This window comes from Paenibacillus sp. FSL K6-3182 (genome assembly GCF_037976325.1).
GTDB lineage: Bacteria > Bacillota > Bacilli > Paenibacillales > Paenibacillaceae > Pristimantibacillus.
This window is the reverse complement of the sequence record NZ_CP150265.1, coordinates 894625-910514: the sequence shown is the minus strand read 5'-3', so window position 1 is coordinate 910514 and position 15890 is coordinate 894625. Positions and strand designations below refer to the sequence as shown.

The 15890-nt window shown below is 44.4% G+C and carries 11 protein-coding genes; 5 read left to right on the top strand and 6 right to left on the bottom strand.

Translation table 11 applies throughout. The features are described from left to right. Positions 1-30 precede the first annotated feature (30 nt). On the top strand, positions 31-909 hold the full coding sequence (locus tag MHH56_RS04035; RefSeq protein WP_339209500.1) for a DMT family transporter: 879 nt from the start codon (positions 31-33) through the stop codon (positions 907-909). Between the two features lie 212 nt (positions 910-1121). Here MHH56_RS04035 and MHH56_RS04030 read toward each other — a convergent pair whose 3' ends face one another. Beyond that, positions 1122-1706, bottom strand: coding sequence for a LysE family transporter (locus MHH56_RS04030; protein WP_339206770.1), 585 nt, complete (start codon positions 1704-1706; stop codon positions 1122-1124). Between the two features lie 114 nt (positions 1707-1820). Between MHH56_RS04030 and MHH56_RS04025 the strand changes: the two genes are divergently transcribed. Continuing rightward, positions 1821-2375 carry an XRE family transcriptional regulator gene (locus MHH56_RS04025; RefSeq protein ID WP_339206768.1) on the top strand — a complete coding sequence of 185 codons (555 nt, stop codon included), beginning with the start codon at positions 1821-1823 and terminating at the stop codon, positions 2373-2375. 62 nt (positions 2376-2437) lie between these two features. On the opposite strand, the gene MHH56_RS04020 is transcribed toward MHH56_RS04025, so the two are convergent. Continuing rightward, a complete protein-coding gene (locus MHH56_RS04020; RefSeq protein ID WP_339206767.1) occupies positions 2438-3079 on the bottom strand; it encodes a hypothetical protein in 642 nt (213 codons plus the stop codon). Between the two features lie 192 nt (positions 3080-3271). Here MHH56_RS04020 and MHH56_RS04015 point away from each other — a divergent pair, with 192 nt between their 5' ends. Beyond that, complete coding sequence (locus tag MHH56_RS04015) at positions 3272-4840, top strand: class I adenylate-forming enzyme family protein (protein WP_339206766.1); 1569 nt, start codon at positions 3272-3274, stop codon at positions 4838-4840. 28 nt (positions 4841-4868) lie between these two features. On the opposite strand, the gene MHH56_RS04010 is transcribed toward MHH56_RS04015, so the two are convergent. From MHH56_RS04010 to MHH56_RS03995, 4 genes are all read right to left on the bottom strand, one after another. Continuing rightward, positions 4869-5405: a hypothetical protein gene (locus tag MHH56_RS04010; RefSeq protein ID WP_339206765.1), complete on the bottom strand. Its 537-nt coding sequence runs from the start codon at positions 5403-5405 to the stop codon at positions 4869-4871. Beyond that, positions 5405-5821 (bottom strand): MerR family transcriptional regulator, encoded by a 417-nt coding sequence (locus tag MHH56_RS04005; protein ID WP_339206764.1) that lies wholly within the window; start codon positions 5819-5821, stop codon positions 5405-5407. The genes MHH56_RS04010 and MHH56_RS04005 overlap by 1 nt, the downstream gene beginning before the upstream one ends. A gap of 239 nt (positions 5822-6060) precedes the next feature. Then, positions 6061-13632, bottom strand: coding sequence for a pullulanase (locus tag MHH56_RS04000; protein WP_339206763.1), 7572 nt, complete (start codon positions 13630-13632; stop codon positions 6061-6063). A gap of 121 nt (positions 13633-13753) precedes the next feature. After that, positions 13754-13876, bottom strand: a complete 123-nt coding sequence (locus tag MHH56_RS03995) for a hypothetical protein (protein ID WP_339206762.1) — start codon at positions 13874-13876, stop codon at positions 13754-13756. A gap of 218 nt (positions 13877-14094) precedes the next feature. Here MHH56_RS03995 and MHH56_RS03990 point away from each other — a divergent pair, with 218 nt between their 5' ends. Both MHH56_RS03990 and MHH56_RS03985 read left to right on the top strand, forming a co-directional pair. Next, positions 14095-14790: a response regulator transcription factor gene (locus MHH56_RS03990; protein ID WP_339206761.1), complete on the top strand. Its 696-nt coding sequence runs from the start codon at positions 14095-14097 to the stop codon at positions 14788-14790. Further along, positions 14783-15787, top strand: a complete 1005-nt coding sequence (locus MHH56_RS03985; protein WP_339206759.1) for a sensor histidine kinase — start codon at positions 14783-14785, stop codon at positions 15785-15787. Before MHH56_RS03990 ends, MHH56_RS03985 begins: the two co-directional genes overlap by 8 nt. Positions 15788-15890 lie beyond the last annotated feature (103 nt).

The following is a 15890-nucleotide window of genomic DNA, read 5'->3' as shown; positions in this document are numbered from 1 at the left end:
GGGTTTATAAGTATGGGAGAAATTACAACGATGAACCGCAGCACCAAGTCTTTAGCTACTTATGAATTGTTATACATCATTGGTATTATCGCTATATCCTTTTCTTCCATTTTCGTTCGTTGGTCAAATGCTGACGTTGCCGTCATCGCCATGTACAGGCTCTATCTAACTAACCTGATCATGCTGCCGCTCGTCTTTAAATACCGCACGGAAATGTTCCAGCTCAGTGCCAAGCAGTGGAGACTGCTCACCCTCTCCGGCGTCATGCTCGGGCTGCACTTCTTGTTATGGATGGCTTCTCTGCGGCTGACCACGGTCGCAAGCTCTACCGTTATTTTGACATTGGAGCCTGTTATGGTAATGCTCGGCTCCTACTGGCTGTTCCGTATTAAAGCAAATCGCATGATGCTGTGGGGGATGGGGATCGCGCTGATCGGCTCCATCGTTATTGCATCGGGAGACTTTTCCCTCTCAAGGGATGCGTTGATCGGCGACGTTTTGTCCTTCCTAGGTGCAGCTGCTGTTGCTGTTCATATGATGATCGGCAAGGAATTGCGTAAGGATATGAGCGCATTTACTTATAATTTCTGGGTATTCGCGCTTGCTGCAACTTCACTCGCTGTCTACAATCTCGTTCGCGGCAATTCCTTTACAGGCTATAGTCCGCAGGAATGGGGCATTTTCTTGCTGCTTGCGATCGTACCGACGCTATTCGGGCATTACTTGTTCAATTGGCTGCTGAAGCATATGAGCGCTGCAGCCGTATCCATGGCTGTACTGGGCGAACCCGTTATCGCCTCCTTGCTCGCTTGGGCTCTATTAAAGGAAGCATTGACGGCTTATCAAATGGCAGCCGGCGTACTCATCTTGTTCGGCGTGTGGCTATTCATACGTCATGGCAAGGAGTAGAAACTAGAGCTGCAGCAATTATCGAATTTTAAAAATGGATTAGATCCTCATAATACAAACAGCGGCAGATCTGGACGAGAAAATAAGTCCTGACTGCCGCTGTTTTATTAAGCTGTAGTGCTACGTTAACTTAACCATAAGAAAGCTTGCTGCCAAAGCCAAACAGCTCCTTTTTCAGCTCAACTATCCTGCCCTTCTGTCTGAACAATCCTCTACAAATGCATGGTAATTGCACTATAAATCAATAATAATCCCATGAATATATTGAACTTTTTCTCATGTGCAGCGAGAAATTTTTGAAATAATGCACCAAAAACAGCCCAGCAGGATGTGGCTACCAGTCCTACAAAGGCAAGGAACATCGAAAACAATAATAAGCTTATATTTGATTTGTAAAATGGCATGATGAACGTCGAAATCGCTGTAATCCCATATAATATCACCTTAAAATTAACGAACTGCAGCAGCATGCCCGATAAGAATGAATTCAGCTGCCCATGATTAACTCCATCACTACGGTGTGGTTTACTCTTCATTATTTTAAATGCAAGATAAGTCATATACAGGCTTCCTAATATATTCATGAAAAATTTCATTTTAGGAACGAAGCTATATAATAGCAGATTGAAATAACAACATAAGAGCATTAATAGTAAGAAACCAGTTGCTACACCAAACAGAAAACGAATAGACTTCTTCATTCCATATCGGCTCGCATTAGACATCGCCATGATGTTATTTGGCCCTGGCGTAAATGTATTCACAATAACATAAATCAAAAAAGGAGCTAAAGCCATGATTTAAATCCGCCTCTCGTGTGCTATACTTGAACAAGATGTACTCTTTAACGCATGTACGTTATGATTATACATTATGAACGCTATATCGCACAATCGAGGAGGCTAAATATTTTGGAAGACATCAATTATGTACTTGCCAATAACCTAAAACACCTGCGGGAGCTACAAAAGCTTAGTCTTGATAAGGTAGCAGAAATGACAGGGGTCAGCAAAACGATGTTAGGACAAATCGAACGCGGCGAATCCAACCCTACTATTGGAACCGTTTGGAAAATAGCTAATGGTTTAAAAGTTTCATTCACTTCCCTCATTAACGAGCCGCAATCCGATACAGTCATCGTTCGCAAAAATGAAATACAAACACTAACAGAAGATAACGGTAGATTTCTGCTTTATCCGTTTTTCCCCTTTGAAGAAGGCAGACGATTTGAAATGTATTCCGTTGATATGGAAATAGGCGCTTATTTGAGTTCTGAATCACATAGAGAAGGTACACAGGAGTTTTTAACCGTGTTTGAGGGTGAGCTTACCGTTCGTGTAAATAATGAAGAATATACAGTGAAAACGGGCGATTCCATACGTTTTACAGCCGATACTCCCCATGTCTATCACAATTCAGGTGATTGTATTGTGAGAATCAGTATGGTCATTTATTATCCGTCTTAACAAGAGGCTGTTCCATAAGTAGAATACTCTACTTTTGGAACAGCCTCTTTTGTTTTAATCAACTACTGATTGCTGGAAGGAAATTGCCAAACCATTGTAGTAAGTCGTTTTTTCTCGGTATCGGCAGGCGTTGCCAAAAAATGTTTGCGCTCCAAATATTCCATTACCGCAAAAACAAGCGTCATCCCATCATTCATTGCTTTGTACACAATCTCTTTATCCGATATAAATGATGGCGCATCCTTTCTGCATACGGATATCATATCCTCATAGATCTGATCTACTTTCTTTTTGAAGTTGTTCTCATGAAATGCTTGATCCAATATACGATTCAGCGCTTCATGCTGGGAGGCATTAAAGTATGGAACCAAACATTCAAGCTTGCCGCTCTCCATGGATACAAAACCCTTTTCGACGAGTCTGCTAATTAAGATCCGATCATATTCCGAGTGTGAGGCTCCGCTCTCTATAAGCTCTACGACCCTTGATAAGTCATCCAGATCGGGCGCGTTAAAGTCTCTCCACGTCATACCCGACCACCACGATTCCATCTGAAGCCCGCCATGGTAATGGCTGTTGCGCGTTTTAATGCCGTTCGTTGCATATTTGCGAACAATCTCATGGTTAGGCAAGAGAGCAAAGCCGAATATCTTTCTCGAATAGCTTTGCAGAAGCGATTCATCGATCAGGATATTTGCTGTCATGCGGCACCTCCTTTGGCAGTCGTATGGTATATAAGTAGCTGCACCAATCAACCGGTTGGTCATTTTATAAAAAAAACATTATTTTTCCATAAGGAAAATCAATTTGCTGCCCCAGCTTCTTCCTGTTACGGTTGAATAGTACAGTAAATTCATAGGTTTTATTGCTCTTATTTTAATTAGGGAGGTTATGATATGCTGCTTTCCAAAATACTGCCGAAGGCTGCTCAGATGCACCCAACGAATAACGCAATGAAGGATAAGAATGAAACCCTTACTTATGAACAGTTATTTAATAAGGTTAACCGCGTCGCTCAAGGATTTCATGATCTTGCAATCAAGCCAGGTGAACGAATTGCACTGATTAGTTCCCCATCACCGTACCTCGCTATTGCCGAACTTGCTGCGGTTGCCATTGGTGCCATTCCTGTAACGATTTTTCCCGGGTTAGCCGCAAATGAAATCAAAAATATTGTTCAAGATGCTGCGCCCACTGCGCTAGTCTACAGCTCCGAACAATCTCAGCTATTAGAAGCCTTATCTTCACTGCCAATTGCGCATTTTATTTCATGCACCTTAGATCAATCACCCTTATCATTGCAGTCCTTTATGGTTCATTGTCCCGCTCTCATGGAATGGCATGAAGCTGCACCAGATGACGTGGCGCTTATTATTTATACAGGCGGTACGACAGGTCGCTCCAAAGGTGTCATGCATTCTCATCGCCATATTCGCAATTGGTCCTTTATGAACCTAGAGAGGGGCGGCGGGCATAACGCTTCTAAAAAATCGATCGTGATGAATCAAGCCCATTTAACGGGCCAGTTTGTTTTGTGGACGACCATATTTGAAGGCGGCTGCCTCATTTATCCGAATGAATATCCCGTTAGAGCTGAAGAAATCGTAGATATTATAGAACGGGAGCAAATTAAGTTTTTGGGTACTGTGGGGCTATTATTTCGAGATATTGTCCTTATGGAAAATATCAAATCCCGCAGCCTGCAATCCATCGAAGGCATCTCTTGCGGCGGGGCGCCCATCAGCGAAAATTTATTTCATCAAGCATTAACTATTTTTCCGAACGCACAAATTACCGAAGTCTATTCCCAAACAGAAAGCGGACAATTTATTAGTTTTTTAAACATAAACCAATGTTTCCATGAAGGAAAGCTAAATCGATTAATATCCGTTGGCAGTCCAGCCAACATGCCGTATTGGGGACAAAAAGCATTCCAAATTCGTATTATTGACGAGCTCGGCCAAGATGTTAAACAAGGAGAAACTGGCGAAATTATATGCAAAGGAGAACAAATCATGCTTGGCTACTGGAATAATCCAGTAGAAACAAACCATGCCTTGCAGGGTGGGTGGCTCTATACAGGAGATTTAGGCAGGTTTGATGAGGATGGTTATTTGTATCTCATGGATCGAAAAAAAGATATTATTATTGTTGACGGTGCAAATGTTTACTGCTCAGAAGTAGAGGAGGCACTTAGCAAGCATCCTTCTATTCGTGAGGTTGCTGTAATTGGAACGCCCTTATTAGTGGATGGCGAAGAAGTAACTGCGGTGGTGTCCCTTAAGGGCGATGCAGAGCTGACTTTAGCTGATCTGAAAATATTTTGCCATGAGCAGATTGCTCCATTTAAAATTCCAACGCGATTGGAAATCGTTGCCTCTCTCCCAAGAACCTCTGTCGGAAAGCTAAACAAGGCGGAGCTGAAGAAACCGTACTGGCTCGGCAGAAAACGTATGATTAATTAATGTTTATCTCATTAATTATTTTGGATTCCTAACGTGGTGCAAGCCCTTCAATTCGGTATTTTTTCTCCCAATCGGCATATTCACTCGATTCGATCCTAATGATTTTTGTTTGGGAATGATCAATAAATTCATATTCAGATTGCTCATTAGATTTTTTCAGAGCCAGATGTTCTTTCATAAACGCTGCGGCTTCTTCATCAACGACCAAGCCGTCCATTTCATCCTCAGATACGATCCTTAATGGCACTTCATATTCAATTCGAATAGGCTTTTCTTTTTCTCTATAAGTGATAGCAACAATGATGGTCTTCTCTCCGCATGTTACTGGGCCTGTCGTAAATAGTTCCACGATCATGTTATTTATTATCATTGGATTGGGTACGACGATCTCCTGAATAACCGTCTCCTCATATCCGCTCAAATTGTGCAGACGATGAATGCCGCTTGGCAGCGTAAGCTGCACACGAACATCATCCGCATCACGGGTTGGAGAAAGCTGAAGCCATAGATGGTTCATGCCTTCTTCATTTTCCATAACGGATTTGGTGAACCTTGTTTTGATCATCACTTCACTTCTCCCTTCAGCATTTGAGAGATTGTCTCTACCATTTTCACTCGGAGTTCCGCCGATATACGTGGACTCATCGAAAGAATGACGTCCTCATTAATGACATGGGTATCGTTGGTTAGCATTTTTTTGGAGCGATACAGCTGAAGATTCTCGCCAATTTTGGAAATCTCATCTATAGAGAGCTGCTTCAGCTTTTCTTGGATAGCAGCCAGCGTTTCTCCGCTATGGATTAACGTCAGAATCGCACGAAAGTAACTAACGTGGCTGCTCGTATAAACTCTTTTGTTCCCAAGAAGCTCTAACGGGGGAACGATCCCGATCTGGGTATAATACCTAACGGTTCTCAAATTCATCTCAGGATCTTCCTGCTGGAGAATCTCAGCAACTTGTTTCGCTGTGAATGTGTCCATCTTTTCACCTCATTTCAAATTATCGACGATCAATTTAGTTACAGTTGACTGTATTAGTTACAGTATACTGTAATACAAGTCACGATGTAAAGATATTGATTACTCTACTCGGCAATACAACAACGCCAAAAAAAGCCGGGTCTCCAGAAGGAGAAACCCGGCTTTTGTCTGTTTCAGCAACTACATCATGTTAGACATAATGATTTGCTATCTTTCTAACCCTTACATTAAAGAAATGCTTATTTCCCTAAAAGCTTATAGATGACCTGTGCACTTTCTGCACGTGTCATTTTCCCTTTCGGCGCAAATGTATCGTTTGCTCTGCCTTGAACGAGCCCTAGCTTAGCAGCTGCCGCAACCGATGCTTCCGCCCAATTGCTAATTTGGCTGCGGTCAGTGAATGTTGTTTCCTCTGCCGCTGAAGCTGCAGCCGCTCCCTTTCTAACCTCATACGCTCGCATGATCATGACAGCCATTTCCTCGCGGCTTATCGTTTCATTTGGCGCAAACGCCGAAGTACTGCGGCCTTTTATAATGCCCAGCTTGCTTGCTGTCGCCACATAAGCGGAATACCATTTGCCCGCTTCTACATCGCTATAGCTTGCCGTGCCTTCTGCCTTCACTCCAAGAGCACGGATAAGCATAGCTGCAAATTCAGCTCTCGTTACGTTCGATTGCGGTGCAAACTGCTTCTCATTAATGCCCGAAACAATGCGCTTCGCAGCCAGTGATTTAATCGCTGCGATAGCCCAGTGACTCGCTGGCACATCCGTAAATGATTTATCGTACTCAAGAACCGCATATTTGCTGAAATGGAATACCTCAGCCGTAATTATCTCACCCTTAAGCGTACCGCCGATGTATTCCAGCTTGCCAGTATCACTCACATAATAGATACCAACGATGTCTTGGCTCGCGTTCGGATTAAGCTGGAAGCTGAGTAGGATCGGCTTCTCAAACTTCGTAACCGGAATCACTTTTCCAGCCTTCGTTACGATGCTTAAGTTGAAATCATAAACCAGAGAGCCCGCTTTCAGCTTAGCTTGAGCATCCTGGGTTCGGTCAACCAAAGCGTCCGCATCTGCTGTCTTCAACGGTTTTGCCTCGAATACGATACGAGCCCCATCCGCTTCACTCGCAGACACAAGTCCTTTAATGGAAGCCAATAGTTCATTTGACAGCGTCATTGTAATGCCAGCTGCCTTCAGCTCCAAGCTATTGCCTGCCAGTACTGCTGCTGCATCAAGCGGCAATTGTACCGAATGTTTTCCATCGACAAATTGTACCGACACTTTACCATCCTTGCCGCTGCGCAAGATGTCATTATCAATCACTTGGACATCAGCTGGCTGTGGTTTACTCGGCGTCGTAGGTGTTGGAACATTATCCGCAACCTCACTCAAAATAACCGTTCCGCCTTCATTTCTGCCCGGCACTTCAACTGTCACCTGTCCATTATCCTTCACCGTGTAAAGCGTTCCGCTGTACTCATCCTTTGCCTTTGCTCCAGCTGCGAAAGGAACCTCGAGCGTAACCTGCTTGCTCTCTACGGTTGTGTTAATGATCGTTACAATATTTACGTTGTTAAATTGTTTATTAAATGCTAAATAGGCTAGTGCATCCGATCCAGCAAGCTTGGTACGCAAGCCTTTGGAATAAACCTTCGAGAATTTCGCCCGAATATTGAGCAGCTTCTCGTAGTGATCATGCAGCGCTTGTTCTGCCGTCAACTGATCCCATGGCATATCTGAACGATTTTCGCTGAACAATCCTGCGCTCATATCGCGAGCATTAGGTCCTGAGCGGCCAAGCTCCTCGCCGTAATAAATGACGGGCTGGCCTTTCGCTGTGATTTGAAGAGCTGCTGCGATTTTCAGCTTGCCTTTGTCTCCTTTCACAAACTCAGACAGGAAACCATCCTCATCGTGGCTGCTTAGGAACTGCCCCATCATTGCTGTGTTATCCAGCTTCGTTTCCCGGTCTGCCAGATAAGCATCGACAGCATCAATCTTCCCATCCGTAAAATCTTTTGCTCTGTCATTAAAGCTAAAATCGAGCAAGCTGTCCATTTGGCCGCTGCGCAGCATGCCGCCGTCACCGTCGATTGAAGCGCCAAAATTTTCACCGATCAGCTTGAAGCTTGGATCGATAGTCGTCAACGCATTTTTGAACGCTTTCCATGTTGTGCTCTCTACATGCTTCACTGTATCCACGCGGAAGAAATCAATCGTGTCGCCGCGATCCGTTCTAGCACGCTCCAGCCAGCCTGCTTGCCATTCGATCATTTTCTCACGAACGGCTGGGTCCTCTGTCTTGAAGTCCGGCAAACCATCCAGTTCACCTTCAATTGGATTGGTGCTGGCTTGAACGCCATTTGTTCTGAGCATCCCTTCAAAGCGAGCTTTATCCTCCGGCGTAATGCCTGGACGGTTATCCTCAGCTTTTAAGCCGTAGCCGGTGTGGTTAAGCACCACGTCAACCATAATTTTGATGCCCTTGTCGTGGGCTTTGTTAATGAGCTCCTTAAACGTATCCATATCACCAAGATGCTCATCAAGCTTCGTGAAATCTTTAGCCCAGTAGCCATGATAGCCGTACTGCTTGGTGTTAAAATCTACGCCTTTGTTGAAATCGATATTATCGACAATCGGAGTGATCCACAGCGTATTAATGCCCAGCTCCTGCAAATAATCCAGCTTGTCGATCATGCCTTGGAAATCGCCGCCGTGATAAGCTTCAAGGTGATCTTTATCTACATCCGCATTATTGGCCCAATCCCCATCCGCAAACCGATCAGTTAGCGCAAAATAGATACGTGCCTCATCCCAATCAAAGTCGAGATTGCCAGCAAAGGTTCTAGCTTTTACCGTCATTGTGGCTGTATGCGTGTGCTTGTTGCCGTACTCATCGATGAGTGTAACGGGTATTTCTTTTACTCCCGCTGTAACTGTGTCTTTCACGGCAATCGTTTGTGCAAACAGCTTGGTGTCGAAAGGCACTTTAGCTAATCCACCTAATGCCGTTAAATCCATATACCCTTCAGTAAATACGACTTCTTCTGATGCTGATGCCTTTAATTTGAGCACCGCGCTTTCATTATACGAAATCGCAGCTGGATGAACCGATGTCGTCATGGTTACGACCGGCTTCCGATACGTAATGACTGATTTGCCATTGGTCGTATTTTTGGGATCGGTTATTTCAACGGCTGCTTCGTCTTTCTTCGTCACAAGGAAGGTATATTCGTATGTGCCGCCTTCTACATTTGCAAGTGAATAAGTAAACCACTCCTTCGCAGCATCATAAACCATTTCATGCTCTGTACCATTCACCTTTACCTTAACCCCGGTCAGATCGCTTGAGCGTCCTTTTTCAAATAAAGCATCATCCCGGTACAGGAAGGTAATTCCGCCATCTTTTAGAACTGGCCCTATTATGGTTGGCAAAATATCCAACTGATTTACCATACTCGTTATATTTACTTTCGTAAAAGCAGCCCCAGGCGAGATCGGAATCACGCGATCGTCTGGAATATCCTGCTTCGCTGTGTCCCAGTCTGTTCCTTTACGAAGCACGAAGCCCACATTGGTCGCATCCTGCGAAATTTCAAGCATGACTGTTGCAATGCCATTTTCGATTTTATCAAAGTTGATTTGATCATTTTTCACACCGGTGTTCCATATCCACATATTCCAGTCCTGATAGTTTTTATCCGGACGAATGTAGTTGATTTGGACATACCGTTTGATTGATTCTGTTTTTACAGCAACTACAGCGCTCACGGATATTCCGTTGTACGTAGCTGTGATCGTTGCATTTCCTAAGCTGTTTGCTTTAACAAGGCCTCCTGTTGTTACAGAAGCAATTTCGGGCTTATTCGAAGAATATACAACTCCGCTTGTTACTTTTCTTTTGCTGCCGTCACTGTATTTCGCATAAACTACCGTTTGATGGGTCGTTCCAACCTGCAAAGGATAGTTAGCGTTATCCAGCTCAAGCGCATTTAGAACAGGCGCTGCCGCTTCCATCTTAATAATGACTGCGGTCAACGGCTCAATCGTAATCGAGCTAGCCGTCAGTTCAAAGCCGGATGGCGCAGAAACCGCCGAAATCCCCGCTTCATCATTATCTACAAGCACTGTGCCTGCAGTTAAATCCTCTGATAACGTAAGCGTTCTTGCTGTACGATCAGCATTCATAAATACATAATAATTGCCGGTGCCGTCTGTTGCTTTATTTTTGTAGCCGATCACAAGATCGTTATCTTTCATTTCCTTCGCAGGAATGAGCGTGACATTGGAATCAACTAGGTCCTTTTCGCCTAAACGGAAGGCATCCGTATGTTTCCGAAGTTCAATTAGTCCTGCTGTGTACTCCTTCGTTACATGATTGACTGGATATTGCTCAGCATTCGTCGCCTTCTGCCAGTCAAATTTATTGATTGCATCGGAGGAATCATAGGAATCATGAATGAAATAACCAAATGAGGTTCCGGCTGCATCTTTAAGCTCGTGGTATTTCTGCTCCGGCACTCCTGCCCCAAGCCACTGCTTCGTTCTGCCATATTCTTGACCAGCATGAAGGAAAGCCGTACCTTGAGAGGTTAGAATGAGCAAATTGCCCAAACGTATCCGTTTATGAATTTCCAGATCATTAGCCGCTATAGCCGGGTCTTTCTTAATCGACTGGGCAATAACATCATACAGCGGCAAGTTGTCATGGGCTTCAATATACTGCACCATGTCTCCCGGGTCATCAGCAGGCGTGTTGCTTGGCTGCCCCTTGATATTATTCAGGATCGTAGCCACGCTTCTTGCTCCACCTGTTATAAATCTTGGCTCGCCCTCCGAGCCGAAACCGGATTTCAATTCATTGCGAATCTCATCGGAGAAAACGCCTACGCTGTCTGTTTTATCCATCCATTTTTGGTCTGCGCCTTTGCCCTTCAAAGCAGGATCAGAAGCATCGCCCCCGAACGTTACCCAGCCTTCACCGATAAACAAGGCATTCGGATTAATACTCGCTGCTGCATCGTAAGCATTCTGTACGGAATCATACGTAGCGTCGCCCATCATATCCCAGCGCATGCCGTCGATTTTGTATTCATCAAACCAGTACTTAACCGAATCAACCATTAGCTTCTCCGCCATTTTGTGAGAGGTAGCAAGATTGTTGCCGAATCCGCCGATATTGTTGCCATTTGCATCTTGGAATGCGTAATAGTTAGGTACGATATCATTTAAGAAACTTGCTTTGGCCATATGGGTGTAGACGACATCAAGAACGACTCCCATACCTTCATCATGAATCGCATCAATGAGTCCTTTTAATTCCTTTACTCTCAGCTCGGGATCTGCCGCATCCTCCGAATAAGCGCCATCCGGCGAGAAGTAGCTATGCGGATCATAACCCCAGTTGTATTCGTTGTTTTGTGCAGAGTATTCCAGTTCTCTTGTTCCCATCTGAGCTTCGTCGCCATAATACCAGGCCATAACTGGAAGCAGCTGAATATGGGTAACGCCTAATGATTTAATATAAGACAGCTTATCCTTGAACGCGTTATAAGAGCCCCATCTCGCATTAAGATCATCAGCTACGGATGGATCGGACGTAAAGTCTCTAATATGCGCCTCCCAAATAATCGCGTCCTCTCGTTTCTCATAGCCGTCAATTTTGGCAAAATCATAATCTGCAGCAGGATCAGTCGCACCTAGATCAACGATTGCCGCTTTGCCAACTGCATCGCCATCTGGACCGGTTTCACCTTTCGTATTCACTCTAAATTCCGCCATCGATTTCGCGTACGGGTCGAGTACTTGTTTCGTAACCCCATCATTGGTCACTTCATATTGATAAAAATACCCCTTCAGGTCGGTTATGCCTTGACCTGTGAAATCAGTTGGCGCGATAGCTGCCGTCCAAACGCCCTTGTCGCCTTTCGTCAAACTGACGCTGCCAACCAGCTTAGTGGAATCAGCTTTATCATAGACATTTGCTACGACTGCGCTTGCTTTTGGCGCCCATAGCTTCAGAACTACGCTGCCAGAATGATAGCTCGCCCCAAGATCATTACCTTCGTAGTTGTAAAGCTCATCAAGCATTCTCCAGCCTGAAGTCGCGGATACGGTTCTCCCTTGGTAGGTTACGCTCAGCGGCGTTTGATCCAGCTGAATGTTTGCCGAGACATTTGCTGTTTTTTTATCAGCGTTCAACACCACTTGATTAATCGGTACAGCTGTACCGTTCTTATCCTTAATAGTGATCGCACTTTTCAATTCCTCTGCTGCGAGACCGTCGGTCATCGTAAATCCGAGAAGGAGCTTACTTTCGGATAAGATCTCTGCGGATTCAAGGGCTGTAGGCAGTTCCCAGTAAGGGGACACGTATACATTATTATCTCCCTTCTTGATCCAGAGCTGATTGTAACGATTTACAAGACTGAAGAAGCGATTGCCTCCATCCTTATCCGCATCGCCCAAGGTGCGATTAACGACAAGAAAACTAATTTTTTGCGCGTTCTCTTGAAGCGGAATATCGACATAGCTGCCATAACGGTCGACCTGTTCCTCTGTAAAAGCGGATGCGCCCGTTGGCCATCCTGTTGAAGGAGTCGCCACCTGATCCCACAGCCATAAACCGTAAGCACTCTGTTTTTTATCGTCTCTCACATAGTGAATACGAACGGTATTAGCTGGGAGCTCTACCGGCTCGAAATAAGATACTTTATCGGAGTTCTCCTTAATCCAAATTTCATTTACTGCAGGGGAGCTTATCGCTACCGCTTTATCGCCGCCATCCTTAACTCCATCTAATCGATTAACGATAAGGAAGCCCACTTTTTTGGCATTCGCAGCTAGCGGAATATCAACATAAGCACCATAGCTGTCTATCTTATCTGCTGGAAAAGCTGTTGCGCCACCCGGCCAGCCTGTTGAAGGAGCGGCAACCTGCTCCCATGTCCATATTCCTTGATTCTCATAAAGAGCATCTGCCCGATTGTAATGAATGCGCAGGTGGTTGGCCGGAATCGGATCGAGGTTCGGGTCAACCGGATCTGGACTCGGACTCGGTTCAACTGGTGCTTTGAAATCTGCTGATACTGCTTCTGTATTCGCATTATATTTAAACGTTACCGGAAGATCGGCAGGAAGACTAAGCAATTGATCATCCTTTGGATACGTCTGGTCATCCCAAGTGGATCCAAGCACGATTTTGAATTTGTAATCCCCTTTGGGTACATCTTTCGTTATCGTGTAGACGCCATCCAGATCGGTATCAGTCAAAAGAGATAGCGCCGATTCTGGTGCCCAGTTACTTGGTTCCCCTAGCGGAACCTGCAGAGTCCCAACAATACGAGGCAGCTTGTCGCTGGCTACCTGGGTGTAATAGGTAGAATCCGCAATTTTATGTGTATCGTGGTTATAATAAAAAGTCACTTCTTTCTCTTCGGAGAGTGTCAGCTTAATATTGCCGCCGCTATCCACACCGCTTGGATTCGTATAATTACCAAAGCCATAGCTTTCCAACCAGCCTCCATTTAGAGCAACTTTATATTCATATGTGCCTGCTGGCAGCGTAGCCTTAAACGTATAATAACCGCTGCCGCTGCCGCTATCGCTCATCTTGGTTACCTCGGCTTTGGGGTCCCAATTCTCGCTGTTACCGAGCCCCTTCTGCAAGTCGCCGACAAGAACAACCTGAGTTGGCGCCGCGGCGTTCGTATGTAGCGGTATCGCGCCCACTATCGACCAGATCATAGCTGCAATAAGCATGATAGACATCAATTTCTTTCGTTTTAAAGCAAAGCCCATTTAGATGAACCTCCTCAAATTATGATCATTGCACCTTTCAATCATCAACGCGCACCGTTCTGACTACACCAAAGTTCGTTTAAACAACACCCCCTGACTTCTGTCTAAACAGCTATAGATTTTATGCAAGCGTTTGCACAAATAACATAATTAATGCAAACTTTTTAACCGCATCTTCTACAACAGCTGTTCCAGTCATAAAAGCGCAATGAAAGCGTTTGCTGATTCCCATATTAATACTCAAAATAAAGCGCTGTCAATTGTTTTTCTCACCTTTTACCTATTTCGACACGTAAATTCACCTTTTTCCCCCGAAATGACAACGTTTGCACAAAATGTTGCACAACCTTCTTTTCTCATCCCCTCTCTCTATTCAGCACTTTGTTCCGTGCCATTTATGGCATACATAGGGATTTTCCTATACAATTCATAGTAATAAACTTTTAAAAAAGCGGTGACTCTATGTTTAAACTATTGTTAATTGAAGATGACACAACGTTATTTAACGAGATAAAAGACCGATTATCCCAGTGGTCATATGAGGTACATGGCATATCGGACTTTGAGAAAGTGATTCAGCAATTTACCGCGATTAAGCCGGACCTCGTGATCATCGATATTCAGCTTCCAAAATTCGATGGATTTCATTGGTGCAGAATGATACGTTCCCACTCCAACGTCCCGATCATCTTCTTATCCTCGCGAGACCACCCGACGGACATCGTCATGTCTATGCAGCTTGGAGCGGATGATTATATACAAAAGCCCTTTCATTTCGATGTGCTCATCGTCAAAATACAAGCTATTCTTCGGCGGGTATACAATTACAATACCGAACATATCGAGCTTAAAACCTGGTGCGACGCAACGGTTGATTATGAGAAAAACCTGGTCTCCAATCATAAAGGCTCCATTGAGCTTACCAAAAATGAGATCTTTATTTTAAAAATGCTCATTGACCGTAAAAATAAGATTGTTAGCCGAGAAGAATTGATTAATAGCTTATGGGATGATAAACGGTTTGTCAGTGACAACACGCTTACTGTGAATGTGAACCGGCTGCGCAAAAGGCTCGATGAAATTGAACTGGGCCGATTTGTTGAAACGAAGGTTGGACAAGGCTATATGGCTGTTGAAGAGGCGCATGATTATGATTAGAAAATATATAGTGGAACGGCGCAGCTGGATTCTGTTGTTTATTATTTTGCAGCTGCTGATTCTTGTTTGTGCTTATGTAGATTCAACGATTCCCCTGCAATCGATGATCTATCTCTTTTATTTATCATCGATTATTTTTATCATCCATTTCGTCATCCGGTATCATAAAGAAACAAGGTTCATCAGAAGCTTAGAGGAGCGAGACATCAGCTTGGATACTACGAGCATGGCTGAGCCGGAGAGCCCGTTTGAGAAAGTGATCGAAAAAAGCATGACGAATCAAGCGGAACTGCTGAAGCACGCTGCAATGAACAATCGGATGATTTTGGAGCATGAGAAGGATGAGCTGTTATCTTGGATACACGAGGTAAAAACGCCGCTAACCGCGATGCGTCTCATGATCGACCGTATACAGGATGAAGGAATGAAAACGCATTTGACGTATGAATGGCTGCGGATTCACCTCCTGCTCGACCAGCAGCTCCATCAGAGACGCATACCGTTTATTGAAAATGATATCTATATCGAAAACACCGATTTGGAAACGATCATCTTCGATGAGATTAAGACGCTGCAATCATGGTGTATTCAGAAGGGGATCGGCTTTGATATTCAATTGGATGAACCGAAAGCGCTGAGCGATGCGAAATGGCTTTCCTTTATCATCAGACAGATTTTAACCAACGCCGTAAAATATAGCCCGCCATCCGATATCGTCATCAAGAGCTATCAGCGGGACCAGCAGACTATCCTTGAAATTATAGACTATGGTCGCGGCATCGACCCAAGGGATCTGCCTCGCATTTTCGATAAAGGCTTTACATCGACCACGATGCACCAAGACAGCGCGGCAACCGGCATGGGATTGTATTTAGCTCAAAAAGCAGCTCAATCGCTGTTGATCCGTGTCCATGTCAAATCCGAGCTTGGAGCAGGAACAGCGTTCACCTTAACTTTCCCGCAGCGAAATGAATTCGTTCGTATCACAAGCATGTGACAACATTGTCACATGCTTCTATTATTTGTTCGGTCATTCGAAGGAACTAATCGAACATTCGATTTACAATACAAGTAATAGATCTAGGGAGAGTGTTAATCAC

What these genes read in the sequence shown, in the direction of transcription:
- MHH56_RS04010 (WP_339206765.1), bottom strand. Translation starts at nt 5,405, where the DNA reads ATGATCAAAACAAGGTTCACCAAATCCGTTATGGAAAATGAAGAAGGC.
- MHH56_RS03985 (WP_339206759.1), top strand. Translation starts at nt 14,783, where the DNA reads ATGATTAGAAAATATATAGTGGAACGGCGCAGCTGGATTCTGTTGTTT.
- MHH56_RS04015 (WP_339206766.1), top strand. Translation starts at nt 3,272, where the DNA reads ATGCTGCTTTCCAAAATACTGCCGAAGGCTGCTCAGATGCACCCAACG.
- MHH56_RS04000 (WP_339206763.1), bottom strand. Translation starts at nt 13,632, where the DNA reads ATGGGCTTTGCTTTAAAACGAAAGAAATTGATGTCTATCATGCTTATT.
- MHH56_RS04030 (WP_339206770.1), bottom strand. Translation starts at nt 1,706, where the DNA reads ATGGCTTTAGCTCCTTTTTTGATTTATGTTATTGTGAATACATTTACG.
- MHH56_RS03990 (WP_339206761.1), top strand. Translation starts at nt 14,095, where the DNA reads ATGTTTAAACTATTGTTAATTGAAGATGACACAACGTTATTTAACGAG.
- MHH56_RS04035 (WP_339209500.1), top strand. Translation starts at nt 31, where the DNA reads ATGAACCGCAGCACCAAGTCTTTAGCTACTTATGAATTGTTATACATC.
- MHH56_RS04020 (WP_339206767.1), bottom strand. Translation starts at nt 3,079, where the DNA reads ATGACAGCAAATATCCTGATCGATGAATCGCTTCTGCAAAGCTATTCG.
- MHH56_RS04005 (WP_339206764.1), bottom strand. Translation starts at nt 5,821, where the DNA reads ATGGACACATTCACAGCGAAACAAGTTGCTGAGATTCTCCAGCAGGAA.